Raw genomic sequence first — 26,893 nt, 5'->3', positions numbered from 1 at the left:
TTCCGCAAATTCTGTCCGTCTGCCCGCCGTCCGTGGCTGGCGGAGCAACTCCGGGCGGAACCGGCTCTCAACGTGCGACGGGTCGCAGCCTGACAGTTGGGACCAGGCTGCCGCGGCGAGCCGCCATCTGCGACTGCGCAACGGGCACCGTGGAAGGCAGGCTCAATCGCGCGCGTCATCTCCTCGCCGACTCTCTGGGCGGGGCGATCTCGGGCCGCCATCGAGGAAGGCGAGAAAGCGGCCCTCCTCCGCCTTCAGTCCCCGGCGCCTTCCGGGCTGCGCCGGCAGCGATGTGAGCGGCGACACATCCTCCGCCAGGTCCAGCACCGCGGGATGCACATAGCTCGACCGGCAGATGGCCGGCGTGTTGTGGAGGTCGCGCGCGGCTGCTTCGCACATTTCCTTGATGGTGGGTCGCCGTTCCTGCCCGGCCGCCTGCCGTGCCTGACGAAAGGCAGCCAGGCTGCCGGCCCAGGTCCGGAACGTCTTGGCGGTGAAATCGCCGCCGGAAATCCGGCCGAGATACCGGTTGAGCCGGCCCGAATCGATTTCGTGCTTTTGCCCGTCTTCGCCACGCCACGAGAACAGTTCACGGCCGTCGAGATCGGCGATCCCGTCCAGCGCATCGTGCAGCAGCCTGCTCTCGACCAGATATTCGTCCCGTCTGCCGCCCTTGGCGGGAAAGCGGACACGGATGCTTCCTGCCTCGCCAAGATCGACATGCCGTTTGAGCAGCGTCGCCGCACCATAGGTGCGGTTCTGCTTGACATAGATCTTGCTGCCGACGCGGATATGAGCCTCATCGATGAGCGCCAGCATCGCCGCCAGAATGGCGTTCTCCGCCGGCAATTCCGTCTCGAGATCCCGCCGTATCTGCCGTCGAATGCGCGGCAGCGCGGCACCGAACCCCGGCAGCTGCGCGAATTTGTGCCTGCTCCGCGCGGCCTCCCATTCGGGGTGGTAGCGATACTGCTTGCGCCCGCGCGCATCAACGCCCGTCGCCTGGATGTGCCCGTTCTCGTCCAGGCAGATCCAGACCTCCTGGTAGGCCGGCGGTATCCCCAGAGCCCTGATCCTGCTGCGGAGCCTTTCGTCCTTCAGAAGCTGGCCGTCCGGCAGCACAAAGCAATGGCCCCTGCCCCTCCGCAGGCGTCGGATTCCCGGTTCCGTGTCGCTGACATACTTCAGTTCGGCTTGCATGACGCGCTGCTGTCTCCGGCCCTTCCCGGGCCCCGGCAAAACGCCCGGCGCAACCGTTGGTTCCCGGGGCCGCGCCGATGGCTGGACCATCCGGCAGGATCGCCGGTCAGAGCGCCGCGGGAGCCGGCAGGCGCGGCATCGCCCGCAGCTTGCCCGCAGCTTGCCCGCAGCTTGAAAGCAACGGGACTGACCGGACAAAGCAACAGCAGTCGTCCATGCGCACGGATCCAGCGACCGCCGCCCGGAGAGGACAGTCGGGCGATCGACCGGTGCCGTGGTCTATTCGACTTCGCCTATGCCACCGAGAAAGACGCGTATGGCAAGGTCGAGCCGCCGGTCATAGGCCGCCTGGCGACCGCATGCCGGCTGAGGAACCAGGAGGTGATCGAGCACGCTCTCATGGGCCATGTCGGCCAGCAAGCAGGCGGCCGCCACCGTGTCGGAGATGCGGATCTCGCCGCGGGCGACCGAGCGGTCGAGTTCCACGCGCACCATGTCGCGGAGCGCATAGGGTCCCTCCTGCATGAATTCGCGCACCAGTTCCGGCTGCCTTTCCGCCTCGGCAATGACGGCGCGCAGCACCGCCAGCGGCAGAGGATCGAAGAACTTCTCCCCCGTCGGCGTCAACAGCAGGCGCAGGCGCGCGGCGAGCGGCAGGTCGAGCTCCGCGACGGTCAGCGGGCGCGTGACCGTGTCGCGGATGCGCCGGACCAGGGAGGCGAAGAGCGCCGCACGGCTCTCGAAGACCTCGTACAGCGTGCGCTTGGACATGCCCGCCTCCTGCGCGATCGCGGCCATGGAGGCACCTGCCAGGCCCTGGGCCACGATCACGCTCTGCGCGGCGTCGGTGATGATCGCCTCGCGTTCCGTCACATCCAGCTGCCGTGGCCTGCCGGGTCCACGCTGGGGATTGCAACATTTTGGCAACTCCTCCATCCTCCGGTGTTCGCAGTTGCAGCAAGGCGCTTGCGCAATGCAAGAAAACGATTATAAAACCGATTGGTTTCCATATTAGCCGCTGTGTGCGTGTTCGCCAAGACGCCACTCCCGAATTCACGGAGATACCCGATGAGGCTAGCGCCTTGCACCGCCCTGATGTCCCTGGTGATCGCCCTGGGTTCACCCGCCGTCCTTGCCCAGCAGCAGGAGCGCCCGCCGACCCCCGTCACGGTCGTCACGGTGAAGGCGGAGAGCGTCACCGTGACCTCCACGCTTCCGGGACGCGTCGTCGCCTCCGGTGTCGCCGAGGTGCGCCCCCAGGTCAACGGCATCATCATCGAGAGGTTGTTCGAGGAAGGCTCGACGGTCAAGGAGGGCGATGTCCTCTACCGGATCGATCCGGCGACCTACAAGGCGCAGGTCGTGGCGGCCGCCGCCGCCGTCAACCAGGCAAAGGTCAGCCGCGATTCGGCCGACCGCGAACTCAAGCGCATGCAGACGCTGCGCAACAGCAATGTCGCCAGCGAGCAGGCCCTCGATACCGCCATTACCACCCGCGACACGGCGGATGCCGCCTTGCAGGTGGCCGATGCGCAACTGCTTGCATCCAACATCGACCTCGACCGGACCACCATCCGCGCCCAGATCTCGGGCACGATCGGCTTTTCGCTCACCACCCAGGGCGCGCTCGTCATTTCCGGCCAGACCAGTCCGCTGGCGGTCATCCGCAAGCTCGACCCGGTCTATGTCGACGTCGCCCAGTCGGCGGCCGATCTGGTGCGCTGGAAGCGCATGGGTCCCAAGGCCGCCGGCGCGAATGTCGACACCAGGGTCGCGCTGACGCTCGCCGACCGAACGGCCTACGACCAGACCGGCGAACTGACCGCCGCGGAACCGCATGTGGACGAGGAAACCGGCGTGGTGACGCTCCGCCTGCAGTTCGCCAATCCCGATGAAATGCTCCTCCCCGGCATGTATGTGCAGGTCGAGATGCCGCAGGGCGTCATCGAGAATGCGGTGCTCGTGCCGCAGGAGGGCGTATCGCGCGACCGCCGCGGCAACCCGATCGCCATGGTGGTGACCGCCGACAACGTCGTCGAGCAGCGGACCCTGACGGTCGTCTCCGACCGCGGTTCCGACTGGATCGTCTCGGACGGCGTCAAGGCCGGGGACAGGGTGATCGTCGAAGGCCTTCAGAAGATTGCCGTCGGCGCCAAGGTCGCCGCGGACGAACGCGCCGACCAGCCGGCCAAGAACTGACCCCGCGGAGATTGAGATGGCACGCTTTTTTATCGACAGGCCGATCTTCGCATGGGTGATCGCGATCATCATCATGGGCGCCGGCGTGCTGTCCATCATGACACTGCCGATCGCCCAGTACCCGCAGATCGCACCGCCGACGATCTCGATCTCGGCGAGCTACCCGGGCGCCTCGGCCCAGACCATCGCCAACACGGTGACGCAGGTCATCGAGCAGCGGCTGACCGGGCTTGACGGCTTGCGCTACTTCTCGTCGAGCTCGACATCGGCGGGCACGGCGTCCATCACGCTTACCTTCGAGACAGGGACGGATCCGGACATCGCCCAGGTCCAGGTGCAGAACAAGCTGTCGCAGGCAACCTCGCTGCTGCCGGAAACGGTTCAGCGCCAGGGCGTGACGGTGCAGAAATCGTCGGCCAGTTTCCTGATGGTCATCGCGCTGATTTCCGACGACGGCGCGCTCGACCAGACCGACCTGTCCGACTATCTCAACACCAATCTGGTCGATGAATTCAGCCGTCTGGAAGGCGTGGGCGAGGTGCAGGTGTTCGGCGCCAAATACGCCATGCGCATCTGGCTCGACCCGGTCAAGCTTGCCGCCTTCGGCCTGGCGCCGGCCGATGTGGTGAGCGCCGTGTCGGCCGAGAACGCGCAGATTTCCGCCGGCGCCTTCGGCACCCTGCCGTCGGTCGAGGGGCAGCAGCTCAACGCCACCATCACCGCGCAATCGCTGCTGACGACACCGGAGGACTTCGAGGGCATCGTCGTCCGCGCCGCCACCGACGGCGGGCTTGTCCTGCTCAAGGACGTCGCACGCGTCGAGATCGGCGCGCAGGACTATTCCACCATCGCACGCTACGACGGCAAGCCGTCCACCGGCATGGCCATCCGTCTGGCGACGGGCGCCAATGCGATCGACACGGCCGAGCTGGTCAAGGCGAAGATCGAGGAGGCATCGGCCTTCTTTCCGGACGGCGTGTCCTACGTCGTGCCCTACGACACCACGCCCTTCGTGGAAATCTCGATCGAGGAAGTGGTCAAGACGCTCGCAGAAGCCATCGCGCTCGTCTTCCTCGTCATGCTGGTCTTCCTGCAGAATTTCCGTGCGACGCTGATTCCGACGCTCGCCGTTCCGGTGGTTCTGCTGGGCACGTTCGGGATTCTCGCCGCGGCGGGTTTCTCCATCAACACGCTGACCATGCTCGCCATGGTGCTCGCCATCGGGCTGCTGGTCGACGACGCCATCGTGGTGGTGGAAAATGTCGAGCGGATCATGGAGGAAGAGGGGCTCAGTCCGCTCGAGGCCACGCGCAAGTCCATGGACCAGATCACCGGCGCCCTGATCGGCATCGCCCTGGTGCTGTCGGCGGTGTTCGTGCCGATGGCCTTCTTCGGCGGCTCGACCGGCGTCATCTACCAGCAGTTCTCGATCACCATCGTCTCGGCGATGGGGCTCTCCGTCCTCGTCGCGCTGACGCTGACGCCGGCGCTCTGCGCCACGCTGCTGACGTCAAAGGCGGGCCATCACGCCAGGCGGGGCCCGGCCGGCTGGTTCAACCGCGGCTTCGACCGCCTCAGCGGCGGCTACGGCAGCAGCGTCGGCTGGATCGTTCGCCGTCCCTTCCGTGTCGGCGTCCTCTACCTGGCGCTGGTGGGCCTGATGGTGTGGAGCTTTGTCCAGACGCCGACCGCCTTCCTGCCCGATGAAGACCAGGGCATCCTGCTCGCCCTCATCCAGGCGCCCACCGGCGCCACCGCCGAGCGCACGCAGAAGGTCCTCAAGCAGGTCGAGGACCACTTCATGGTCAACGAAAAGGACAACGTGGAATCGGTCTTCGGCGTGGTCGGATTCTCCTTCTCCGGCCAGGGCCAGAACATGGGCTTCGCCTTCGTGCGGCTCAAGGACTGGTCGGAGCGCCAGTCTCCGGGCCAGAGCGCCCAGGCGATCGCCGGCCGCGCCTTTCCCGCCTTCATGGGCATCAGGGACGCCATGGCCTTCCCGATCGTGCCGCCGTCGGTTCCCGAACTCGGCATCATGAGCGGTTTCGACTTCTACCTCGAGGCCCGCAACGGCCAGTCGCACGAGGAGCTGCTGGCGGCGCGAAACCAGCTGCTCGGCATGGCGGCACAGAGTCCGCTGATCGGCTCGGCCCGCCCCTCCGGCCTCGAGGATGCCGCCCAGTATCATCTCGACATCGACTGGCGCGCCGCCGGCGCGATGGGCGTCGCCGCCACCGATGTAGCCCAGCTGCTGCAGGTTGCCTGGGCCGGCACCTACGTGAACGACTTCATCGATCGCGACCGCATCAAGCGCGTCTACATCCAGGGCGAGCCCGATTCCCGCTCCCTGCCCTCCGACATCTCGAAATGGAAGGTGCGCAACTCCAGCGGCGGACTGGTCCCCTTCGCCAACTTCGCCGAAGGCAACTGGGCCTTCGGCCCGCAGGGCCTCAACCGCTACAACGCGGTCAATGCCATGCAGGTCCAGGGAACGCCGGCGGCGGGTGTCACCACCGGCGAGGCGATGACGGAAATCGAGCAGCTGGCGTCCCAGTTGCCCGGCTACGGGGTGTCGTGGACCGGCCTGTCGCTGGAAGAGCGCGAATCGGGCAATCAGGCGCCGCTGCTCTACGCTCTGTCGCTTGCGGCGGTGTTCCTCTGCCTGGCGGCTCTCTACGAAAGCTGGTCGATTCCCTTCGCCGTCATGCTCGCCATGCCGGTCGGCATTCTCGGCGCGCTGCTGTGGACGCTGTTCGGCGGCTACCAGAACGGCGTGTTCTTCCAGGTGGGCCTGCTCACCGTGGTCGGGCTCACCGGCAAGAACGCCATCCTGATCGTGGAGTTCGCGCGCGACCGTTTCGAGGCCGGGGAACCCCTGTTCGAGGCGGTCCGCGAGGCGGCGCGGCAGCGCTTCCGCCCGATCATCATGACCTCGATGGCTTTTTCCCTCGGCGTGCTGCCGCTGGTCATCAGCACCGGCGCCGGCTCAGGCGGTCGCAACGCCATCGGCACCAGCGTGCTCGGCGGGACGATCTCGGGCACCATTCTCGGCGTCCTGTTCGTGCCGCTGTTCTTCGTGCTGGTCACGCGGCGGCGCAGGGCAAAGCCGGAAGCGGCCGAAACCCAAGCCGCGATCTGACCGGACAGGTGAGCGCCGCTGCCGTCAGGACCGGTGGCCGCACCGCATGCCCATGGCTTGCGGCATGGTCCGGTATTCCGCTTCCGCGGGAGGCATCGCCACAGCGCTGCTGAGACGAGACAGGGTTCGCTTCCCGGGAAGCCCTAAGCACATCGCGGGAATTCGGATTCACGCGATGTGCTTTAGCTGTTTTTAATTATGCATGTCGTGACCCCGAAACCGCTGCACACTTTCGGGCGACATGCATCAGGGGCCGCTCACGGCGATGAGCACGCAGCTGTTCTCGACGAGCCGCCTGACCTGGTGGCGGAGCGGTCCGGGGAACTGGACCGAGTCTCCCTTGTTGAGCACCAGATTGTCGTCGGGAAAGCTGATCTCCACCTGGCCCTCGAGCACAAAGAGCAGTTCCTCGCCGCGATGCTCCGCCTCGGGCTCATCGCGCAATTCGCTGGGGGGGATCATCAGGAAGACTTCGAGCCCGGAACTGCCGTCGCTCTGCGTGAGCAGCCGCATGTGATAGTTGCGGTCCTCGGCGACCAGGTCGCCGCGATCGTCGGCGCGGGTGACGAACAGCAGCTCGTGGTTTTCCGCCGCCCCGAACAGCTGCGCCGCGGAGACTTCGAGAACCGTCGAGATCCGCAGGATGATCGCCACCGAAGGCACCTTCAGGCCGCGCTCGACCCGGGACAGGTAGCCCTTGTCGATCGACGCCGCCAGCGCCAGCTGGGACAGCGACAGCGCCTTTTCCATGCGCAGGCCGCGGATGGCCCGCCCCAGACTCACGCCCGTGGGCAGGTTCAGCTTATGGGCAGGTTCGCGTTGCGCCATCGTCTGCGTTCTCCTCCGCTGCGCCAGCGCGCGGCACTTTCGTTCAGTCCGGCCCTGCGGATGCACCCGCCGCGGGCTCACATCGGCACCGTGCGCCACATGCGATGCCGCCGTTGCATGATGCCTTATAGGCAACGAGTGCCGATTCGTCCATCGGCTGAAGTCGCGCCGTTCTGGCACAGCCCTTGCATGGCTTCAATTGTCACCCGTTCAAAGGCCCATGGCGGATGACAATTGATTGTCTTTTGGGCAACGTTGTCTAAAAACCAAGCAAACAACACAAGGGAACGGCTTCATGAAACTGGTCAACATCCTGCGCGTCTCCACCGCCGCGCTCCTGGCAACCATCGCCTCGCTGTCTTCGGCCTCCGCCGACGAACCGACCGTGAAGTGGAAGATGGCTGGCACCTTCTCCAGCTCGCTGCCGCAATTGGGCACGCTGGGCAAACGCATCGAGGAGCAGATCGCCAAGGTCTCCGGCGGCAGCCTGGAAATACGCTTCTACGAACCGAATGCGCTGGTGCCGCCGCTCGAAGCCTTCGACGCCGTCTCGGTGGGTGCCATCGACGCCGCCTTCTCCACGCCCGGCTTCTGGGGCGGCAAGGTGCCGGCGCTGCAGGTCTTCGGCGCCCTCCCCTTCGGCCCGCCGTCGCCGGAATACATGGCCTGGTTCTATTTCGGCGGCGGGAAGGAGATTTTCGACGAGATCTACGCCCGCCACGGCATTCATTCGGTGATGTGCGGCATGCTGGCGCCGGAAGGATCGGGCTGGTTCCGCAAGGAAATCAGCAGCGTCGACGATCTTGCCGGACTGAAGCTGCGCTTCTTCGGCCTCGGCGCCAAGGCGCTGGAGAAATTCGGCGTCTCGGCACAGCTTCTGGCAGCTCCCGACGTCTATCCCGCGCTCGACCGCGGCGTCATCGATGGCCTCGAATTCGTCCAGCCGGCAATCGACCTGAAGATGGGCTTCTGGCAGATCGCCAAGCATTACTATTTTCCCGGCTGGCATCAGCAGTCGACCTTCTTCGACCTGATGATCAACAAGGAGAAATGGGACGCGCTCACCGAAACCCAGCAGGCCCAGATCGAAGCCGTCTGCGGCGACAATGTCCGCTACGGCATTGCCGAGGGAGAGGCGATCCAGGTCCCCGCCCTCAAGGAACTGCAGGAAAAGGGCGTCGAACTGCACCGCTGGTCCGACGAGGATCTCGAAAAGCTGCATGGCGCGGTCGACGAGGTGTTCGCCGAACAATCGGCCGCCGATCCCGACTTCGCGCGCGCCTATGCGAGCTTCTCGGAATTCAGGTCCGAATATGCGACCTGGCGCGAACTCGGCTACCTGAAGTAGGCTGATGATCACTCTTCTCGCTTCTGCCCGGTTCTTCAAGGCGGTCGCTCGTTCCATCGGTCAGGCGGCAGCATGGCTCGTCGTGCTGCTTGTCCTGACCGTCGTCATCGATGTGGTCAGCCGCCGTTTCATCGTGCTTGGCTCGACGAAACTCCAAGATCTGGAGTGGCATTTCCATGCCGCTCTGTTTCTGCTGTCGCTCGGATACGCCTATGTCGAGGGCGAGCATGTCCGCATCGACGTGCTGCAGGCACGCTTCGGGCCGAAGCTCGCCGCCGTGATCGAGATTGTCGGCGCGGCGCTGTTTCTCGTCCCGTTCTGCGTCATCGTGCTCCACTACGGCTACAACTTCGTCGAGCGCTCCTTCCTGCTTGACGAGGGATCGGCCTCCCAGACCGGACTGCCGCACCGCTGGATCATCAAGTCCATGCTGCTTGCCGGCTTTGCCACCCTGCTTGCGGCGGCCATCGGCGCCATTGCCGACTCCATCGCCGTGCTGCTCGGCGGCAAGCATCCCGATGATCCGCATGTCCGCCACCAGGAGACAGGACTATGAGCACTTTCGACACGGTCCTGCCTCTGACGATGCTGGCTCTGCTGGTCTTCATCCTGTTTTCGGGCTTCCCGGTGGCGTTCTGCCTTGCCGGCGTAGGGCTGATCTTCGCGCTGCTGGGCGGGATGCTCGACATGTTCCATCCCATGCAGCTGTTCCTGATCGTCAGCCGCATCTGGGGGTCGATCGCCGAAAACCTCGTCCTTGTCGCCATTCCCATGTTCATCTTCATGGGGATCATGCTCGAGAAAAGCGGCGTCGCCCGCCACCTGCTGGAAATCCTGTCGCTGCTGCTGCGCCGCGTTCCGGGCGGACTGGCCCTGTCGGTGATCATCATGGGCACGATCATGGCGGCGACCACCGGCATCGTCGGCGCTTCGGTTGTCATGCTGGCGCTGCTGTCGCTTCCGGTGATGATGGACCGCGGCTATGACAGGAGAATCGCCGCCGGGGTGATCTCCGCCTCCGGAACGCTCGGCATCCTCATCCCGCCCTCGATCATGCTGGTCATCATGGGCGACCTGCTGGCCATTCCGGTGGGAGATCTTTTCGCCGGCGCGGTCATCCCGGGTCTTCTCCTGTCGGGATTGTACATCGTCTACATCGTCGTCGTGGCGATCATCAGCCCGCAGCGCATGCCGAAATACGAAGACGGCGACACGGACACCGGCGACAGCTTCGCCGGCCTGCTGCTGCGCGGCTTCCTGCCGCCCACGGTGCTGGTGGTCTTCGTGCTCGGCTCGATCATCGGCGGCTTTGCCACCCCCACCGAGGCCGCCGGCGTCGGCGCCTTCGGCGCAACGCTGCTGGCCGTCTTCAACCGGACCTTCAGCCTGCCGCTGCTCAGGGAGGTCGTCCGCGGCACGGCGCTGACCAATGCCATGATCTTCGGCATCTTCTGCGGGGCGACGCTGTTTTCCTACGTCTTCCGCGAGCTGGGCGGCGACGACGCCATCATCCATCTGATCGACCTGCTCGACCTGCACGACTGGATGCTGCTCACGCTGCTGATGGTGATCATCTTCCTGCTCGGATTCTTCTTCGACTGGCTGGAAATCACGCTGATCATCCTGCCGGTGTTCCGACCCATCGTGATGGCGCTCGACTTCGGCGATGCCGTTCCGACCGAGAAGATCCTGCTGTGGTTCGCCATCGGCGTCGCGGTCAACCTGCAGACATCCTACCTCACGCCGCCCTTCGGCCCGGCGCTGTTCTACCTTCGCCAGGCGGGACAGGGCTACCTGTCCCTCGGCGACATCTATCGCGGCGTCATTCCATTCACGCTGCTGCAACTGGCGGGACTGGTGCTGTGCCTGGTCTTTCCTGCCGTGGTGCTCTGGCTGCCGGGTTACCTGGGCTACTGAGGATCACCGAATTCCCCTCTCGAACCAACCCTGAAAGGACTGCCTTCCATGCTAAAGACCGTCATCGCGCCACCGAGCGTCACCGTGCCGAATGTGCCGCTGTCGCCGGCCATCGCCTACAAGGATCTGGTCTTCGTATCCGGCCAGCTGCCGATCGACCCGGCGACCGGCCTCCTCGCCGAGGGCATCACCGCCCAGACCCGGGCGTCACTCGACAATCTCCGGACCGTGCTCGAAGCCGCCGGCGCCTCGATGCAGAGCGTGCTGAAGACCACCGTGTTTCTCAAGAACATGGATGATTTCGGCGCGATGAACACCGTCTATGCCGCCGCCTTCGAGACCGACCCGCCCGCCCGCTCCGCCATCGAGGTGGCGCGGCTTCCCAAGGACGCGCTGGTGGAAATCGAAGCCGTCGCGGCGCGCGTGAACTGAGGGACGACCATGGCGAATGAAAAACCCGACATGACCGAAGCCTTCAGCCATCCGGCGGCCGAGGCGGCGATGAAGACCGAGGGCGGCGCGCGGGACTGGACCGGCGTGCTGCTGCATATCCACATCGCCCCGCAGGCAAGCTACGAGATGGAGGAGCTCGACGAGGCGGTCTGCGTGCCCGGCCGCGGAATCGAGGGCGACCGCTATTTTCTGGGGAGCGGAACCTATTCGACCCGGCCGGACGTGCGCGAGATCACGCTCATCGAACAGGAAGCGCTCGATGCGCTCGCGCGCAACGATCCGCCGCTGCAGGCGGGGCCGATCCGGCTCGACCCGATCGACCATCGCCGCAACCTCACGGTCAGGGGGGTGCCGCTCAACCACCTGGTCGGCCGGCGCTTCCGGGTCGGCGAGGTGATCCTGCGCGGCGGGCGGCTCAACTTTCCGTGCAAGTATCTCGAGACCCTGCTCGACCTGCCGGTCTTCCTGCCGCTCTACAACCGCTCCGGGCTCAACTGCGGCATCGAGCGCGGCGGCATCATCCGCCCGGGGGACATCATCGAGATGCTGGACTAGACGATGGGCAACCGGCTGGTCATGAAGCTGCGCGTGGCGGACATGCGTGCGGAGACGCCCGACGTGCTGGGGCTGCGGCTCGAGCATCCGCGGCGCCCCTCCCTGCCGGCATGGTCGGCCGGAGCGCATGTCGACGTGCATCTTCCGCACGGCGGCATTCGCCAGTATTCGCTCTGCGGCGATCCGGAGGATCTCGGCCACTACCAGATCGCCGTCAAGCGCGAGCATTTGGGTCGAGGCGGCTCGACATGGCTGCACGAGCATCTGCGAGCGGGAACGGAGCTGCCCGTCTCGGCGCCGCGCAACCACTTCCGGCTTGATCCGCAGGCCGGCCCGCACCTGCTGATTGCCGGCGGCATCGGGGTCACGCCGATCGCGGCGATGGCCCGGACGCTCAAGCGCCGGGGAACGGCGTTCCGGCTTCACTACTGCGCCCGCGACCAGGCGCACGCGCCGCTGCTGGCCGACCTCGAGGCGGTCTGCGGCGCGGAGCTGACGACCTGGCTGTCCGCAGACGACCGGCGCCTCGACCCGATCGCGGTGCTGGGGGCCGCGACCGGAGCCCGGCTCTATGTCTGCGGCCCCCGGCGGCTGACCGACGCGGTCGAGCAGGCCGCCCTTGCGCTCGGCTGGCCGGCGGAGCGCTTTCACGCCGAACGCTTTACCGCGCTCGAGGACGCGGACTTCCGTCCCGAGCCCTTCGAGGCCGTCATCGCCTCGAGCGGCGCCCGGCTCCAGGTCCCGGCGGAGCGCAGCCTGCTGTCGGTGCTTGCCGACAACGGCATCGCGCCCGACTCCTCGTGCGAGATCGGCGTTTGCGGCGCCTGCGAATGCGGCTATCTCGAAGGCGAGGTGGTCCACCGCGACGTCGTCCTCGGCCCCGACGACCGCGCCACCCGGCTGATGACCTGCGTCTCCCGCGGCAAGGGCACGATCATCCTCGACCTGTGACGCGTGAGCCAAGCCTCGCCGATGGCGGCAAACGCACCATCAAAGGCGAGATGTTTGCCTATCAAAAAGGCAGAAAATGGAGTTGCGCCGAATGAAAGCAGAAAAATCATGTCCGCTTGCGAGAACCGCTTGACAGTTCAAATTGCAGATACATACTGATCTGTATGTTAGTTTGAGGGCCGGCGAAAGTGACGACGCGAAGACGGACACAGGATGAGCGCAGCGCCGAAACCAAGAGATTGCTGCACGAAGCAACGATCGACTCCCTGTTGGAAGTTGGCTACGCAAACACCGGAACCCAGCACATCGTCAAGCGCGCCGGCGTGTCGCGAGGCGCTCAGACACACCATTATCCGGGCAAGCAGGACCTAATTGTCGCTGCGACCGAGACCATGTTCGAGGGCTTCGCAAACGACATCGAGAAGCTGGCAACGGGCCTGCGTGACGGCGAATACGATCTCGGCCAGTTCATCGACAGACTTTGGGCCGAAATGATCTCTGGGACATGGTTCTACGCCTCGCTCGAGATCATCGTTGCCGCCCGTGGCGATCAAGGGCTGCGGCAGCGCCTGGCTCCCCTCATCCTCAATCTGCACTCCCGCTTCGAGACCGCGTGGGATGCCACTTTCATTGCAAAGGAACCCGAGAAGCTGTCGTCCCGGGTCGCAATGAACCTTGTGATGAACGTGCTTCGCGGAATGGCTGTGCAGGCGGTTTTGCGCCGTGAGACCCCCTACTATGAGGAGATGCTGCAGGCGATAAAGGCAATCCTGCATTCCCATGTGACGCCGATCACCGAAAGTCCAGGCTGATTAACATACAAACAAGTCAGACGGTTTTTATCTTAACCCAGAAGGAGAACCACATGAACTCTCGCGCTAAGCAATTTGGCCTCGCTGCCGTACTGGCACTCCTGGCCGTCAATCCGGCTTTCGCCGACGAGACCACGGGCATCACCGACGACAGCATCAGTATCGGCGTGATGGGCCCGTTCAGCGGCAACGCCTCTTCCTACAGCAAGGCCGAGATTGGCCTGATGGCCTACTACCAGATGATCAACGACGAGGGTGGAATTCATGGCCGCAAGCTCGTCGCCATCCAGGAAGACACGGCCTGCGACCCGGCCAAGGCGATCGCGGCGGCCAAGAAGCTCATCCACCAGGACAAGGTGTTCATGCTGCAGGGCAATTCATGCTCCGGCGCCGCCGTGGCGATCAAGCCGGAAGTCGTCGATGCCGGCCTGCCCTGGATCGTCGCGCATGCGGTGAGTGATACCATCTCGACCCCGCCCAGCGCCAACATCTTCCATGGCGTTCCAACCGGAGAGGCAAACGGCAACGCGATGGCCGCATTTGTTCTGTCGAGGCCGGACACCAGGAACGTAGCGATCATCGAGCATTCCAACGACTGGGCTCATTCCTATTCGAACCCCGCCCGGGCCTATCTGAAGCAGCAAGGCATAGAGCCCGTTCTGGAACTGGTCATGGAACGCGGCCAGACGGACGCAACGGCCCAGGTGCTGAAGCTCAAGCAGGCCAAGCCCGATTTCATCATCGGCGCGCTCTACGAGGCTGAAACGGCGATCTTCCTGCGAGACATGAAGAAATACGGACTGGACACACCCGTCATGGGCACTGCCGGAACCGATCTCGAGAACACGCTCAAACGAGTGGGCGACCTCGACACCGTGAAGAACTACTTCGTGGTCCATCCCTATGTCGACAATCTCGACGGTCCCCGCATGAAGAAGTGGGCCGACATGATCCACAAGTACTATCCCGACGAGGAATTGACCAATTTCTCCTACATCGCCATCGGCTCCGGGGTTGCGCTTGTCGAAGCACTCAAGTCCATCGGCCCCGATCTAGACCGGGCCAAGCTGATCGCGGCGCTCGACGCGATCAAGGATCTGGACACCGGCATCCTCTCGTCACCGATCACATGGTCCGCCGACGAACGCCGCGGTGTGCAGGGATCAGCCGTCGCCGGCTTCGTCGATGGCAAGCCGACCGTCCTCGAGGCCTGGCAGACGCCGTACCAGTAAGCCGGATCAGCAGATCAAGCATCGGGCGGCACGCATTCCGCCCGATGTCTACAGCGCACCAGCAGAGCAGCACCAGAAAGGCATCTCCATGCTTATGCAGCTTTCCATCGCCGGCATATCCCAAGGCGCCATCTATGCGCTCATCGCGCTGTCGCTCACGGTGATCTACCGCTCGACGACCATTGTCAGCTTTGGTCACGGCGACTTTGTCATGGCAGGGGCCTTCCTCGCCTATATACTGGTGATCGGTCTCGGCTTCGCCTTCCTGCCCGCAGGCCTCCTCGCCATCGCGGCCATGTTCGCCATCGGCATTGTCTTCAGCCGCGGGCTCATACGGCCCATCCGCGGCGGACCTCATATCGGACTGGCGCTGATGAGCATTTCCTTCGGCTTCGCCTTGCGCGGTATCGCCCGCCTGGTGTGGGGCCGTGAAGTCCTGCCGATGCCCAGGGTGTTCGATGTTGATCCAATCTTCGTTGGCAGCATCATCATCACCGGCGATGCCATATTCACCATCGGCATCGTCGCCGTGCTGCTTGCCGCCTTCTTCATCCTCCTGCATCTGACCGATATCGGTAAAATGGTGCAGGCGGTCTATCAATCCGAACGCGGCGCGCGGCTCATCGGCATCGACGTCAGTCGCTTCCACGATTTCAGCTGGGGGACCGGCGCCGCTCTCGGCGCGGTCGGCGGCGTGCTCATCGCTCCGGTATCGTTTCTCCACCCCGATCTAGGCGCCAGTTTTCTGATCAAGGGATTCGCGGCCATGACGCTCGGCGGCTTCGGCTCGCTCGGTGGCTCGGTGATCGGCGGACTTCTGCTCGGGCTCGCTGAGCAGTATGCGGGGGCCTATCTGAACACGGCCCTCATCGATATCACCGCCTATCTCCTAATCATCCTCGTGCTGCTGATCCGGCCCCGCGGCCTTTTCGGCCGCAAAGTCGTGATCAAGGTCTGAGGAAATGACCATGCACACTCCGGCCGAATCCCGAACTGCACCGCGCTGGATCTTCTGGCTGCTGCCGATCCTGGCGCTCGCCATTCCGCTGGCGACAAACCCGTATACGCAATTCATTATCAATGCCATGCTGATCTATACGCTGGTCACGCTCGGCTTTTCTGTGGTGATTGGAAATCTCGGGCAACTTGCGTTCGCCAACACCGCCTTTTTCGGTATCGGGGCATACGCCTCGGCCATGGCGGGAAATGCCCTTGGACTTCCCTGGCTCCTGACCGTTCCCCTCGCGGGCCTGGCGGGGGCGGCCGGAGGATTTCTGGCCTCGGCAGCAGCCCTGCGCGGCATCAGACTGTACTATCTGGCAATCGTCACGCTGGCGTTCGGCGAGTTGATGCGCTGGTTCTACACGCATGCCGGCGCCCTCACCGGTGGCACCGACGGGCTGGCGCTCGATCGCGGCGACATTTTTGGACTGCAGCTCAATTCCGATACGGTGCAGTTCTACATCTTCTTGCTGCTGACCACGCTGCTGGTGGCGGGCACGGTAAATCTGCTGCGTTCGCGGCTGGGCCGGGCAATCGTCGCGGTCCGTGAAAACGAGATCGCAACCGCATCGCTTGGCATTGCCACGTCACGCATCATCGTCACAGCGTTCGTCTGGTCCGGTTTCGTCGTCGGAATCGCCGGCGCCATGTTCGCGCTGCACACCGGGCGGGTGTTTCCTGAATCCTTCGGCCTGACACAGCTCATAATCAACTTCGCCATGGTGCTGGTCGGAGGGCTCGGCTCGGTGATAGGCGCGGTGCTCGGAGCCGTGGCGTTGACGGCGCTGCCCGAATATGTCCGCGCCTTTCCAGGCATGGAGGAGATCTTCTTCGGCGTAATCGTCATGGTCGTTCTGCTTGTCATGCCCAAGGGCCTGGCCAGCCTTTTGCGGCGTGTCTCGCCGATCTTTCACGAAACCCATCACAGGGACTGAACCCCATGACATCTCTCCTCACGGTAGACCATCTCGGGGTTCATTTCTCCGGCCTGAAGGCGCTTGATGATGTGTCATTTTCCCTGGAGGCTGGGCAAGTTCGCGCCGTCATTGGTCCGAACGGCGCCGGCAAAACGACGCTCTTCAATGCGATCTCCGGCTATGTCAGGCCCACCCATGGGTCGGTGCGGCTCAATGGCGCGGAAATCGCGCACAGTTCGCCGCACAGCATCTCCGCCCGGGGACTACGGCGAACCTTCCAGAACGGCGGATTGTTCCCGGCCCTGACGGTGCTGGAGAACGTCATGACGGGACTCCACATGCAGACAGAGGGGAACTTCATCCAGATCCTGTTCGGCCTCCGCCAGGCTCGCCAGGCCGAACGCGACGCAGCGGCAAAAGCAAGGCGCCTGCTCAAGCTCATGAAGATGGATCAGATGGCAGACATTCCGGCCAGCGAGCTTTCCGGTGGCCAGCAGCGCATCGTCGAGATCATCCGCACGGTGGCGAGCGAACCGCCCTTGCTGCTCCTCGACGAGCCGGCGGTGGGACTTTCACCCATCGCGCGCGCTCAGATGATGGAGATCATCAAGCGCCTTTCAGGGGAAAACGGTGTCGGCATCCTGCTTATCGAGCACGCAGTCGAGCTGGTGATGGCGGCGGCCGACCGTATCCTGGTCATGGCTGCCGGAATGCGGATCGCCGAGGGCACCCCGGCAGAAATTCGCAACGACAAGACGGTTCTGGAGGCCTATCTCGGTCATGCATGACATTCTTCTTTCGATCTCTGATCTCAATGTCAGCTATGGCAAGAAAGCCATCCTGCGCGGCGCCAGCTATGATGTGCGTCGTGGCGAATGCCTGACGCTTCTGGGCGCCAACGGGTCGGGAAAATCAACCTCCTTGAATGCTATTTGTGGCTTCATCAAACCCACGTCGGGCTCAGTGAAACTGATGGGCACCGAACTCGCGGGCCTTGATCCGCACCGAATCTTCGCCCACGGCGTCGCTCAGGTATCGCAAGCACGCGACCTGTTCCCAGACCTCACGGTCGAGGACAATCTGCGTCTCGGCGCGATGCGCCGCGGCTCGTCGACGGCCGCCCAGTCGCTCGCCACCACTTACCAGCGTTTCCCGCGGCTGGCCGACCGCAGAAAGCAGCCCACACGAACCCTTTCGGGTGGCGAACAGCAAATGGTCGCCATCGGCCGCGCGCTGATGTCGGATCCACTGCTGCTGCTGCTCGATGAGCCTTCTGGCGGGCTCTCGCCGCAACTGTGCGAGGAAATCGCGCAGATCATCGACATACTGAAGGCTGAAGGGGTGACGCTGCTGATGGTCGAGCAGAACCTCAATCTGGCCTTCCGCGCTGCAGACCGCTTCATCGTTCTGCGCGACGGTCAGGCGGTTGACGGCGGCGATGTCGCGGCCATGGCCGGTGATCACGAAGCGATCGTGCGCAACATCTATCTCTAAGACAAAGGAATATCCCATGAGCGTGGCAACACTGCACGACGAACTCATCGTCTTCGACGGCCTGATCATTTCCAAATGGAGCGAAGAGGTCTTCGACGCCATGCGGAGCGGCGGCCTGACCGGCGCCAACTGCACCTGTTCGGTTTGGGAAAACTTCCGCGACACGATGCTCAACATCGCTGAGTGGAACCGGGCATTTGCGAAATATCCCGACCGCCTGCTGAAGGCTCGCACCGCCGACGACATCCGGCGGGCCAAGACCGAGAACAAGACCGCCATCCTGCTCGGGTTCCAGAACACGACCGCCTTCGAGGACCGGCTCGAATTCATCGAGTTGTTCAAGGAGCAGGGCGTGGGCATCGTGCAGATGACCTACAACACCCAGAACCTCGTTGGTTCTGGGTGCTATGAGAGCCGCGACAGCGGATTGTCGGATTTCGGGCATGACGTGGTCGCAGAAATGAACCGGGTCGGGATGCTCTGCGATCTCAGCCATGTCGGACCGCAGACCTCGCGGGACGTCATCCTCGCCTCCAAGAAGCCTGTGGCCTACAGCCATTGTCTGCCGAGCGGTCTCAAGCAGCATCCGCGCAACAAGTCCGACGAGCAGTTGCGCTTTATCGCCGAACACGGCGGCTTCGTCGGGGTCACCATGTTCCCGCCGTTCCTGCGGCGCGGCAATGATTCCACGGTCGACGACTATGTCGAGGCCATCGACTATATCATCAATATCGTCGGCGAAGATTCAACCGGCTTTGGCACCGATTTCACCATGGGCTACGGCACGCCCTTTTTCGAGTATCTCAACCGGGACAAGGGTGACGGCAGACAACTGACCGAGTTCTGGAAGGTCGATTTCCCCGATGGTCTGAAATCAATATCCGACTACCCCAACCTCACGGCTGCCATGCAGCGCGCCGGCTGGACCGACAGCAAGATCCGCAAAATCATGGGCGAAAACTGGCTGGGCCTGCTCGATCAGGTTCTGTGAGTGCGGCGGGCCGGCAACAAGCCGCGACCATCACACTTTTACAGGCTCTGAGAGGATCTGCACTTCTGGCGCCTCCCTTAAGCGGCGGCGCCAGCCAGTGATGTCGCTTTTCCCATCAAGCTTGGAATCTCGCCTCAGCATTGCTCCCCCCGCCCCTACAGCGGTTCGCCGACCAGCACGAAGGGCGCCCAGTAGGCGGGGTCCTTCCAGTCGGGGTTGTCCGGATCATCGATGAGCGACAGCATGGAAAGCTGCAGCGCCTGGCTCGGCCGCGTGCCGGGTCGGGCGGCGGCGCCGAACAGGCGCGACATCAGCGCCGCCGTGGCGGCGTCGTCGACCACCCAGTGGGAGACCAGCAGCGCGCGCGCGCCGGCTGCCTGCGTGCGCAGCATGCTGAGGCCGGACACCGTCGGCATGACGGTGATCGCGTGATCGCGGATCAGCCAGGCGCCGCTGCCCAGGTCACTGGTCTCCGGTCGCCTGCTCACCAGCACCTGCGGCGGAAGGGCCGAGACCGCGCCATTGGCGGCATAGAACTCGCCGACCTTCGCCAGCGGGACCCCGACATTCCTAGCAAGGCCAGTCGCCGTGGCCATACCCCATCTGGGGAGTATCCGCGCGGAAGACGATGCTGGCGGCGCAGGCGCGGGCCGTCGGCCGTCCCGCGACAATTGACAAGGCTCTAATGCTCGGAAAGAATGGGGCACCTGCACGAGCTCGCGCGGCCACCAGGCCCGCGAGGAACTTTCGGATCGCCGAGACCATCGCAACAGGGGATGCATGTTGATTGCCAGACGGGCGCCGATGCAGCTTGCAGGCATCTCCGCCGCGCTTCCCATCAAGGCTCCCGATATCCACCGCACCAGTGTCCGTCACGACATCACCGCGCAGCTGCCCGGGGGCGTGTCCCGTCAGACGGGGGGCGAGGCGCGCCGGGGCGTGCTGCCGGGCGTCCATGGCGCTGCAGGCCGATCCGGGGGCATCGCCGGCAGGCGGGTGTCGCGCGGTGCCGCCGGGCACGGTCGGCTTCGTGCGGAGGCAGGATGATGGACGGGACCGACCGTCTCATCCGGATGGTCTACGAATCGGCTCTGGAGCCGGAGAGCTGGTCAGACACCGCCGCGGCCATCGGTGACCATCTCGGCGCCGGCCCGATCCATCTGATGCTGAGCTCGCTGGAAACCGGACGCGACTATGTCAGCCTGCTGGCGCGCGGCAACCCGGACTTCGCCACGGAATATCTGGCCGACTACGCCCCGATCGATTTCCGGGTGCCGCGGGTCATGGCGCACCAGCCCGGCGTCTATATTGACGAGCGCAGCTATGTCAGCCGCGAGGAGGCGCGCGTCAGTCCGATCCACCAGGAGTATCTGCTTCGGCAGGAGATCTACAACATCAGCGGCGCCAATCTGAGCCATGACGGCTGCATCGGCTGGTTCGGCGTGTCGACGCTCGGTCCGTCTCATGATTTCGATGCCCGGCAGCGCCGGTTCCTGGAACTGCTGTCGCGCCACGTCTTCACCGCGATCAAGCTCACCCGCAGGCATCTCGATCTCGGCCTCGCCGGCGACCTGGCGCGGCAGTCGCTCGACATGCTCAATGCGGCCGTGGCGATCATTGCCAACAACCGGGTTCTCGATGGCAACGCCGCCTTCGGCGAACTGCTCAAGGAGCGCTTCCTCCTGCTTTCCAACGGCGCGCTGTCCTGTGCCGACCCGGCCCAGGCGGAATCGCTGACCCGGTTTATCGCCCGCCGGGTTACATCCGGCGAGGGCGGCAGCCTGGTGCTGCGCCATCACGCCAAGGGCGTCACCTATCTGCTGCAGTGCCAGGACCTGTTCTCACGGATCCCGGGGCAGCGCCGCCATGACGGCCACCGCACCGTCACCATCCTCGAACTCGGCTTCGCTGCCGATCCCGGCATCGACGAGGTGATGGATTTCGGCCGCGCCTACGAGATCAGCCGCGCCGAGGCCGAGGTGCTGCAGGCGGTGCTTTCGTCGCGGCCGCTCGGCGCCATAGCCGAGGCGCGAGGCGTCCGCCTCGACACCGTGCAGAAACAGCTCAAATCGGCCATGCGCAAGACCGAACTCAACAGCCAGAAGAAGATCTTCCAGGCCTTCGAGCGCTACCGCCTGATGCGGCACAGGCCCGCGGTTCAATCACGGCGAGCAGCGCAGGACTGACCGGCGCCCGGCGTGGACCCCGAATTCCCCAGTTGGGGAATGGTCCAGCGCGCCGCCAGTGCGCATGATTTCAGACACGGCAGACCGCCCGCGACACCGGCGGAACCGGGCCGGTCCCGGGCCATGATGCCGGGAGCCGCGACGGGAAACCGACAGGCCGGTGGAGCCGGCGGGGAGCAGGACGATGCAGGCAGGGGGCACAGTGTGAAGCAGCGGATGAGAATGACCTTGAGCGGATGGTGGCGCCTCGCCGGCTGTCTGGCCGGCCTCGCCGCGTCCCTGTCGGCTTCGGCAGCGACCGTCCTGCCTGCCGACCGCGACTGGCAGGACGCAAAGGGCTGGAAGATCTACTGGAGCGATGGCTTCAAGGGTTGCCTGGCCGAACAGCAACAAGCCGATGGCGCGATGTTCCTGCTCGGCGTGTCGCAGCAAGACCGCCGCTTCAGCCTTCTGGTGCTCAATGACGCGATGAGCGCGTTCGAGCCGGGCAAGGAACACCGGCTGGACCTGGTCTTCGATGGCAGGATCAACTGGCGGACCGGCTTCGCCGGCATCGCGATCGACAGCAAGGCGGGCATTCTGGGCACCTATCCACCCGGTGAGTTCCAGGAACAGGTCGCCCATTCCTCCACGCTGGAAATCTCGAACGGCCAACAGCGCCTGGTCAAGCTGTCGCTCAAGGGAACGCGCGGCGCGATCAACGCGGTGACGGAATGCCACGCGGCGCTTTTTGGATCGGCAGCTGAGCAGAGCGCCTCGGGCGACAAGCTGATGGAGCAGGCCCGCCGGCTGCATGCCGAGGGAATCGAGCGCTTCAAGGCCGGCGATCCCGCCGGCGCGGAGGCCGCGCTTGCAAAAGTTCCGGAGCTGCTGACCCAGGCCTTCGGGCCGGATCATCCCGCGGTGGCCGACAGCATCGATTTTCTCGGGATGCTGACGAGCGAGATCAAGGGTCCGGAAGCCGCCGAGCCGCTGTTCCGCCGCGCGCTTGCGATCCGCGCGAAGGTGCTGCCGGCCGGCGACCTGAAACTCATGCAGAGCTACCGGCATATCGCCCGCACCCATATCGACCGCCGCAACTTCGCCGCCGCCGAGCCGGAGCTGCGCCGGGCGGTCGAGATCGCCACGGCCAGGCTCGCCGCCGACGACCCGCAACTGGCCGACATTCTTTCCGATTTCGGCGCCACGCTGAGCGAGACCGGAAAACATGCCGAGGCGGTTCCGCTGGTGCGAAGCGCGCTGGACATCCGCAAGAAGGCGCTGGGCGAGGATCATCCGCAGGTCGCCGCCACGTTCTACAATCTCGGCGTCGCACTGGCCGGCGTCGAGGCCCCGCGTCCCGGCGTTGCGGCGGCGGATGCGGTCCTCGCGCCGGCGCCCGGAGACGACGCCGCGCTGGCGCTTGAAAGCGCGCTGGCGATCCAGGAAAAGGCGCTTCCCGCTGACGACATCATGATCTCCAACACTCTGTCCAAGCTCGGCGACGTCCTGCTCGCGCGAAAGGACTTCGCAGCCGCCCGGCCTGAATTCGAACGCGCACTGGTGATCCGCGAGGCCAAACTCGGGCCCGACCATCCGCAGGTGCAGTATCTTCTCGAAAGCCTCAGCGCCATCGCCGCCCATGATGTCGACTACGCCAAGGCCGAGGCGCTGTTCCGCCGGGCGCTCGAGATCCGCAGGAAGGACAAGGGCGCCAGCTCTCCCGACTACGCCACGGGTCTCGCCATCCTGGCGCGTCGTGCGTCCGACAACACCGATTACAGCGAGGCCGAAGCACTCAATCTTGAAGCGCTCGGCATCAGGGAGACCGCGCTCGGCTCCGATGACCCGGCAGTGGCCGACAGCCTGACATCGCTCGCAAATGTGCGGATCAGGCTCGCCGATCTGGACGGCGCCGAGGAGGCGGCCGACCGCGCGCTGAAGATCCTCGATGCGGGCGCACCCGGCCGCATCGACGCGCTGATGGCGCTGGGCGAGATCGCTGCCAAGCGCGGCGATGCCGGGCGAAGCGAGGAGATATATGGGGAGGCGCTGTCCGCCTCGGAGGCCGCGTTCGGAAAGAGCTCCTACGCGGTCGCCAACAATCTTGCCAATCTGGCGATCGTGATCAGCGACCGCGGCGAGCCCGAGCGCGGCGAGCAACTGCTCACCCGCGCCGTCGCCATCTACGAGGCGATTGCCCGGCCCAATGACCCTGCGATCTCCTCGGCGCTCGACAGCCTGGCGGCGATCCGCGCCAACCGCGACGATATCGCGGGCGCGGAGCAACTCTACCGGCGCATTATCGACATCAAGACCACCGCCTATGGAAGCGATCATGTCGGCGTCGCCAAGGCGGAGCACAATTTCGCCCGCATGCTGACCGGCGTGGGGCGTTTTGAGGAAGCCGAGCCGCTCTATCGTCACGCCAATTCCGTCATCAGGGCGCGGATGGGGACCGATCATCCCGATTACGGCCAGGCGCTGGTCGGGCTGGCCTTCCTGAGGAAGAAGCAGGGCGACCACACCGAAAGCGAAAGCCTCTACCGCGAAGCGAGGGACATCTACCAGCGCAATTTCGGCCCCGACAGCCGCGAGCAGTTCTGGATCCTCGACGGACTGGCGGAAATCCTGCGCCAGAGAGGCGACGTCGACGAGGCGCTGGCGCTGCTCAGGCCGGTGGCCGACAAGGAGCTTGTCAATCGTCGCAGCTATCTGCCGCTGCTGGTCGGCGGGTCCAACCAGACCCCGGAAACCGTGCGCGAGGGCTTCGAAGCCATTCAGCGCATGGACAAGTCGAAGGCAGCTTCCGCGCTGCGCAGCCTGTCGGTGCGCTTCGCCGCCGGATCGGACGAGCTCGCCGACCTGGTGCGATTGCGACAGGACGGAGAGGCTGACCTGGCCCGGCTCAAGGACGCCCTGCTGGCGGAGCTGTCCCGCGCGCCGGCGGAGCGCCAGGCAGAAGCCGAGGCGGCGCTGCGCAAGGACATTGCCGCGGCGGCGGGCGATCTCGATGCGGTTGGAACGCGGCTGGCCGAGGCCTTCCCCGAATATGCCGAACTCAGCGGGTCGGCTTCGCTGCCTGGCGAGGCAGTCCAGCGGCTTCTCAAGCCGGAAGAAGTTCTGGTGCTCATCGACATCGCGGGAGACCGCGACAATGACGGCGAGGATTATGTCTGGGCGGTCAGTGCCGGGGAAATCGCCGCGCACAGGCTCGATACCGCCAGGGGCGAGATTGCCGAAGCGGTGACGGCGCTGCGCCGGGGCCTGGAGCTCGACAGCGACGAGCGCGAGGCCTTCGACGCCGCTCTCGCGCACGATCTCTACACCAAGCTGATCGGCCCCGTGTCGGCCCAGATCGAAGGCAGATCCGAGGTGCTGTTCGTGCTCAACGGGCCGGTCTCGTCGCTGCCGATGCAATTGCTGGTCACCGCCGATCCGGCCGGCAAGCCGTTGCGCGAGATCGACTGGTTCATCCGCGACCACGCCGTCACCGTGCTTCCCTCGGTCTCCAGCCTGTCCATCCTGCGCGCCGGAACGGACGCCGCCCAGGCGGCCAAGCAGTTCCGCGGCTATGGCGATCCGGTGTTCCGGGTCGAAACCGGCGGGCAGGCGCCGGCCGCAACCGATTCAGGTCCGGCGGTGTCAGGCCAGGCGGGCTTCGACGCCTATTTCAAGCGCGGGCTCGCCGATGTGCGGCTCCTGAGCGAGGGACTGGTCGCACTGCCGGAAACCGCCGACGAATTGCGCCGGGTGGCGGCAAGTCTCGGCGCGTCGGAGGCGGACATAGTGCTTGGACATGCGGCAAGCGAAGCGGCGATCAAGGCCGACGTGCTCGGCGACTACGGCATCGTCTATTTCGCAACCCATGGCCTGGTGGCCGGCGAGACGGCGCAGGTGACGCGCGAGGGCGCGGAACCGGCGCTGGTGCTGAGCCTGCCGCAAGCGCCGTCGCCGCTCGACGATGGCTTGCTTACCGCATCGGAAGTGGCACAGCTCAAGCTCAACGCCGACTGGGTCGTTCTCTCTGCCTGCAACACGGCGGCGGGCGACGGCAATGGCGCCGATGCCCTCTCCGGTCTGGCGCGGGCGTTCTTCTATGCCGGCGCCCGCTCGATGCTGGTTTCGCACTGGGCCGTCGCCAGCGACGCGACCGTCGCGCTGATGACGCGCACCTTCGACGAGGCGTCGAGTCCGCAGACAAGTGGCGCCGAAGCGATCCGGCGGGCGATGATTTCCATGATCGATGACGCCCGGCATCCGGAATGGGCCGACCCGGCCTACTGGGCGCCGTTCATCCTGGTGGGAGAGCCGAGGGGGGCGGAAAGCTGAATGGCACGGACGCGCAGGCGATGACGAGGGTGGGCAAACGCCATCCTCTGCAAGCAAGACCGAAACACTGGAACGGCTGAGGACCACCGGCTTGGGTATCCTGATCATCTTCCTGGCCTGCCTGGTGGCCATGCTGCTGTCGGTGCCCGCCGCCAGCCATGCCGGTCTTGCGACCTGGTTTTCGATCGCCTCGGCATCGACGGCCTTCGTCGCCATGGCCGTCAACCAGTATCTGGCGACTCGCCCGACCTATGTCGAGCCGCTCTTCGGCGGTCTCGACCGGATCTACAGGGCGCACAAGTGGACCGGAATCGTCGCACTTGGGCTGATCCTGGCGCATTACGTCATCACCCCGAATTTCAAGGGAAAACTGCTCACCACCGGCCTCAACGATCTGGCAAGGCTGTTCGGCGAGATCGGTTTCTACGGACTGATGGTGCTGGGCGGCATATCCGTTTCCAAACGGCTGCCGCGGATTGCCCGCGAGTTTCCGTATCATCTCTGGCGTCAGCTGCACCGTTTCATCGGCGTGTTCTTCATCGCCATCGCCATCCATTTCAATTTCATCAAGCGCCCCTTCGACGGCACCGCCTGGCTGGCGATCTACCTCAACGTCTTCGCCGCCATCGGCATTGCCAGCTACATCCAGACCCAGCTGCGCGCCTTGCTGCGCCGCCGTCGCTACCGGGTCGTCGAGGTCGACAGGGCGGGCAGCGCAACCCTGATCACCGCCGAGCCGGTCGGCCGCGGCATCAGGGCGGCGCCGGGCCAGTTCGCCTTCATCGCCGCCCACCGCCCCGGCCTGCGCGAGGCGCATCCCTTCACCATTGCCGGCCATGACACCGGGCCGGACGGCGTCACCCGCCTGACCTTCGTCGTCAAGCCGCTGGGCGATTTCACCCGGCGGCTGCGCGAGCGCATCGCGCCCGGCGACACGCTGATGGTGGAGGGCGGCTACGGCCGTTTCAGCGCCCGGCGCGGCGGCGAGCGCCAGCTCTGGGTGGCGGGCGGCATCGGCGTCACGCCGTTCCTGGCGATGGCCCGCTCGATGGCCGACCTGGCCGGCAAGAAGATCCACCTGGTCTACTGCGTGCGCGATGCCGGCGAGGCGATCGGACTCGCCCATCTCGACGAAGCCCGAAAGCACCCGCAGTTCAGCTACACGCTGCACAGTTCGGCGATTGACGGGCGGGTGAGCCCGGAGGTGATGAAGGCCGGCGCCGGTTTCGATCTCGACGGCGCCGATCTCTGGTATTGCGGCCCGGCGGCCATGCGGCAGGCGATCGTCAAGGGGTTCCGGGACAGCGGCGTCAAGCTGGCACGGGTGGAATTCGAGCGATTCGAGTTCCGATGACACA

The 26,893-nt window shown here is 65.1% G+C and carries 23 protein-coding genes; 19 read left to right on the top strand and 4 right to left on the bottom strand.

Features of this window, described 5'->3' with window-relative positions; all coding sequences use genetic code 11:
• Positions 1-162 precede the first annotated feature (162 nt).
• Complete coding sequence (locus tag DFR52_RS07205) at positions 163-1,200, bottom strand: DNA topoisomerase IB (protein WP_110031289.1); 1,038 nt, start codon at positions 1,198-1,200, stop codon at positions 163-165.
• Between the two features lie 279 nt (positions 1,201-1,479).
• Positions 1,480-2,073 carry a TetR/AcrR family transcriptional regulator gene (locus tag DFR52_RS07200; protein ID WP_158284881.1) on the bottom strand — a complete coding sequence of 198 codons (594 nt, stop codon included), beginning with the start codon at positions 2,071-2,073 and terminating at the stop codon, positions 1,480-1,482.
• A 195-nt stretch (positions 2,074-2,268) separates the two neighbouring features.
• Between DFR52_RS07200 and DFR52_RS07195 the strand changes: the two genes are divergently transcribed.
• Together DFR52_RS07195 and DFR52_RS07190 are read left to right on the top strand one after the other, a co-directional pair.
• On the top strand, positions 2,269-3,399 hold the full coding sequence (locus tag DFR52_RS07195; RefSeq protein ID WP_110031287.1) for an efflux RND transporter periplasmic adaptor subunit: 1,131 nt from the start codon (positions 2,269-2,271) through the stop codon (positions 3,397-3,399).
• A gap of 16 nt (positions 3,400-3,415) precedes the next feature.
• Positions 3,416-6,538, top strand: coding sequence for an efflux RND transporter permease subunit (locus tag DFR52_RS07190; protein ID WP_110031286.1), 3,123 nt, complete (start codon positions 3,416-3,418; stop codon positions 6,536-6,538).
• Between the two features lie 246 nt (positions 6,539-6,784).
• On the opposite strand, the gene DFR52_RS07185 is transcribed toward DFR52_RS07190, so the two are convergent.
• Positions 6,785-7,366 (bottom strand): helix-turn-helix domain-containing protein, encoded by a 582-nt coding sequence (locus tag DFR52_RS07185; protein ID WP_110031285.1) that lies wholly within the window; start codon positions 7,364-7,366, stop codon positions 6,785-6,787.
• Positions 7,367-7,661: 295 nt separating this feature from the next.
• Between DFR52_RS07185 and DFR52_RS07180 the strand changes: the two genes are divergently transcribed.
• The 13 genes from DFR52_RS07180 (at position 7,662) to DFR52_RS07120 (ending at position 19,038) form a co-directional block, all read left to right on the top strand.
• Complete coding sequence (locus DFR52_RS07180; protein ID WP_110031284.1) at positions 7,662-8,714, top strand: TRAP transporter substrate-binding protein; 1,053 nt, start codon at positions 7,662-7,664, stop codon at positions 8,712-8,714.
• Between the two features lie 4 nt (positions 8,715-8,718).
• Positions 8,719-9,270: a TRAP transporter small permease subunit gene (locus tag DFR52_RS07175; protein WP_110031283.1), complete on the top strand. Its 552-nt coding sequence runs from the start codon at positions 8,719-8,721 to the stop codon at positions 9,268-9,270.
• Complete coding sequence (locus tag DFR52_RS07170) at positions 9,267-10,631, top strand: TRAP transporter large permease (RefSeq protein WP_110031282.1); 1,365 nt, start codon at positions 9,267-9,269, stop codon at positions 10,629-10,631. The genes DFR52_RS07175 and DFR52_RS07170 overlap by 4 nt, the downstream gene beginning before the upstream one ends.
• Before the next feature lie 48 nt (positions 10,632-10,679).
• A complete protein-coding gene (locus tag DFR52_RS07165; protein ID WP_110031281.1) occupies positions 10,680-11,063 on the top strand; it encodes a RidA family protein in 384 nt (127 codons plus the stop codon).
• Between the two features lie 69 nt (positions 11,064-11,132).
• Positions 11,133-11,639, top strand: a complete 507-nt coding sequence (locus DFR52_RS07160; protein WP_170132252.1) for an MOSC domain-containing protein — start codon at positions 11,133-11,135, stop codon at positions 11,637-11,639.
• 3 nt (positions 11,640-11,642) lie between these two features.
• Complete coding sequence (locus DFR52_RS07155; protein WP_110031279.1) at positions 11,643-12,590, top strand: PDR/VanB family oxidoreductase; 948 nt, start codon at positions 11,643-11,645, stop codon at positions 12,588-12,590.
• A 239-nt stretch (positions 12,591-12,829) separates the two neighbouring features.
• The gene (locus DFR52_RS07150) at positions 12,830-13,402 is read left to right on the top strand and encodes a TetR/AcrR family transcriptional regulator (protein ID WP_210205794.1); all 573 of its coding nucleotides are present in this window, start codon (positions 12,830-12,832) and stop codon (positions 13,400-13,402) included.
• 53 nt (positions 13,403-13,455) lie between these two features.
• Positions 13,456-14,634, top strand: a complete 1,179-nt coding sequence (locus tag DFR52_RS07145; protein WP_110031277.1) for an ABC transporter substrate-binding protein — start codon at positions 13,456-13,458, stop codon at positions 14,632-14,634.
• Between the two features lie 88 nt (positions 14,635-14,722).
• Complete coding sequence (locus DFR52_RS07140; protein WP_110031276.1) at positions 14,723-15,592, top strand: branched-chain amino acid ABC transporter permease; 870 nt, start codon at positions 14,723-14,725, stop codon at positions 15,590-15,592.
• Positions 15,593-15,602: 10 nt separating this feature from the next.
• The gene (locus tag DFR52_RS07135) at positions 15,603-16,571 is read left to right on the top strand and encodes a branched-chain amino acid ABC transporter permease (protein WP_210205793.1); all 969 of its coding nucleotides are present in this window, start codon (positions 15,603-15,605) and stop codon (positions 16,569-16,571) included.
• Positions 16,572-16,576: 5 nt separating this feature from the next.
• Positions 16,577-17,341, top strand: a complete 765-nt coding sequence (locus tag DFR52_RS07130; protein ID WP_110031274.1) for an ABC transporter ATP-binding protein — start codon at positions 16,577-16,579, stop codon at positions 17,339-17,341.
• A complete protein-coding gene (locus DFR52_RS07125) occupies positions 17,334-18,047 on the top strand; it encodes an ABC transporter ATP-binding protein (RefSeq protein WP_110031273.1) in 714 nt (237 codons plus the stop codon). Before DFR52_RS07130 ends, DFR52_RS07125 begins: the two co-directional genes overlap by 8 nt.
• A gap of 16 nt (positions 18,048-18,063) precedes the next feature.
• Positions 18,064-19,038: a dipeptidase gene (locus DFR52_RS07120; protein WP_170132230.1), complete on the top strand. Its 975-nt coding sequence runs from the start codon at positions 18,064-18,066 to the stop codon at positions 19,036-19,038.
• 155 nt (positions 19,039-19,193) lie between these two features.
• Here DFR52_RS07120 and DFR52_RS24430 read toward each other — a convergent pair whose 3' ends face one another.
• Positions 19,194-19,634: a CHAT domain-containing protein gene (locus DFR52_RS24430; protein WP_158284880.1), complete on the bottom strand. Its 441-nt coding sequence runs from the start codon at positions 19,632-19,634 to the stop codon at positions 19,194-19,196.
• Positions 19,635-19,818: 184 nt separating this feature from the next.
• Here DFR52_RS24430 and DFR52_RS24680 point away from each other — a divergent pair, with 184 nt between their 5' ends.
• From DFR52_RS24680 to DFR52_RS07100, 4 genes are all read left to right on the top strand, one after another.
• Entirely contained in the window at positions 19,819-20,085 is a 267-nt protein-coding gene (locus tag DFR52_RS24680; protein ID WP_210205792.1) for a hypothetical protein, read from the top strand.
• Positions 20,082-21,224, top strand: coding sequence for a helix-turn-helix transcriptional regulator (locus tag DFR52_RS07110; protein ID WP_110031271.1), 1,143 nt, complete (start codon positions 20,082-20,084; stop codon positions 21,222-21,224). The genes DFR52_RS24680 and DFR52_RS07110 overlap by 4 nt, the downstream gene beginning before the upstream one ends.
• 216 nt (positions 21,225-21,440) lie before the next feature.
• A complete protein-coding gene (locus DFR52_RS07105; protein ID WP_158284879.1) occupies positions 21,441-25,535 on the top strand; it encodes a CHAT domain-containing tetratricopeptide repeat protein in 4,095 nt (1,364 codons plus the stop codon).
• A gap of 91 nt (positions 25,536-25,626) precedes the next feature.
• The gene (locus DFR52_RS07100) at positions 25,627-26,889 is read left to right on the top strand and encodes a ferredoxin reductase family protein (RefSeq protein WP_245415238.1); all 1,263 of its coding nucleotides are present in this window, start codon (positions 25,627-25,629) and stop codon (positions 26,887-26,889) included.
• Positions 26,890-26,893 lie beyond the last annotated feature (4 nt).

It is taken from the genome of Hoeflea marina, from assembly GCF_003182275.1.
Classification (GTDB): domain Bacteria; phylum Pseudomonadota; class Alphaproteobacteria; order Rhizobiales; family Rhizobiaceae; genus Hoeflea; species Hoeflea marina.
The sequence above is the reverse complement of the archived record's forward strand: the minus strand, read 5'-3'. Positions and strand labels throughout refer to the sequence as shown.

Bases quoted from the DNA above. Each gene is read 5' to 3' on its own strand.
- DFR52_RS07160 (WP_170132252.1), top strand. From the start codon at position 11,133: ATGAAGACCGAGGGCGGCGCGCGGGACTGGACCGGCGTGCTGCTGCAT.
- DFR52_RS07170 (WP_110031282.1), top strand. From the start codon at position 9,267: ATGAGCACTTTCGACACGGTCCTGCCTCTGACGATGCTGGCTCTGCTG.
- DFR52_RS24430 (WP_158284880.1), bottom strand. From the start codon at position 19,634: ATGGCCACGGCGACTGGCCTTGCTAGGAATGTCGGGGTCCCGCTGGCG.
- DFR52_RS07125 (WP_110031273.1), top strand. From the start codon at position 17,334: ATGCATGACATTCTTCTTTCGATCTCTGATCTCAATGTCAGCTATGGC.
- DFR52_RS07110 (WP_110031271.1), top strand. From the start codon at position 20,082: ATGATGGACGGGACCGACCGTCTCATCCGGATGGTCTACGAATCGGCT.
- DFR52_RS07135 (WP_210205793.1), top strand. From the start codon at position 15,603: ATGCACACTCCGGCCGAATCCCGAACTGCACCGCGCTGGATCTTCTGG.
- DFR52_RS07155 (WP_110031279.1), top strand. From the start codon at position 11,643: ATGGGCAACCGGCTGGTCATGAAGCTGCGCGTGGCGGACATGCGTGCG.
- DFR52_RS07140 (WP_110031276.1), top strand. From the start codon at position 14,723: ATGCTTATGCAGCTTTCCATCGCCGGCATATCCCAAGGCGCCATCTAT.
- DFR52_RS07185 (WP_110031285.1), bottom strand. From the start codon at position 7,366: ATGGCGCAACGCGAACCTGCCCATAAGCTGAACCTGCCCACGGGCGTG.
- DFR52_RS07180 (WP_110031284.1), top strand. From the start codon at position 7,662: ATGAAACTGGTCAACATCCTGCGCGTCTCCACCGCCGCGCTCCTGGCA.
- DFR52_RS07165 (WP_110031281.1), top strand. From the start codon at position 10,680: ATGCTAAAGACCGTCATCGCGCCACCGAGCGTCACCGTGCCGAATGTG.
- DFR52_RS24680 (WP_210205792.1), top strand. From the start codon at position 19,819: ATGTTGATTGCCAGACGGGCGCCGATGCAGCTTGCAGGCATCTCCGCC.
- DFR52_RS07205 (WP_110031289.1), bottom strand. From the start codon at position 1,200: ATGCAAGCCGAACTGAAGTATGTCAGCGACACGGAACCGGGAATCCGA.
- DFR52_RS07190 (WP_110031286.1), top strand. From the start codon at position 3,416: ATGGCACGCTTTTTTATCGACAGGCCGATCTTCGCATGGGTGATCGCG.
- DFR52_RS07175 (WP_110031283.1), top strand. From the start codon at position 8,719: ATGATCACTCTTCTCGCTTCTGCCCGGTTCTTCAAGGCGGTCGCTCGT.
- DFR52_RS07195 (WP_110031287.1), top strand. From the start codon at position 2,269: ATGAGGCTAGCGCCTTGCACCGCCCTGATGTCCCTGGTGATCGCCCTG.
- DFR52_RS07120 (WP_170132230.1), top strand. From the start codon at position 18,064: ATGAGCGTGGCAACACTGCACGACGAACTCATCGTCTTCGACGGCCTG.
- DFR52_RS07145 (WP_110031277.1), top strand. From the start codon at position 13,456: ATGAACTCTCGCGCTAAGCAATTTGGCCTCGCTGCCGTACTGGCACTC.
- DFR52_RS07105 (WP_158284879.1), top strand. From the start codon at position 21,441: ATGAGAATGACCTTGAGCGGATGGTGGCGCCTCGCCGGCTGTCTGGCC.
- DFR52_RS07130 (WP_110031274.1), top strand. From the start codon at position 16,577: ATGACATCTCTCCTCACGGTAGACCATCTCGGGGTTCATTTCTCCGGC.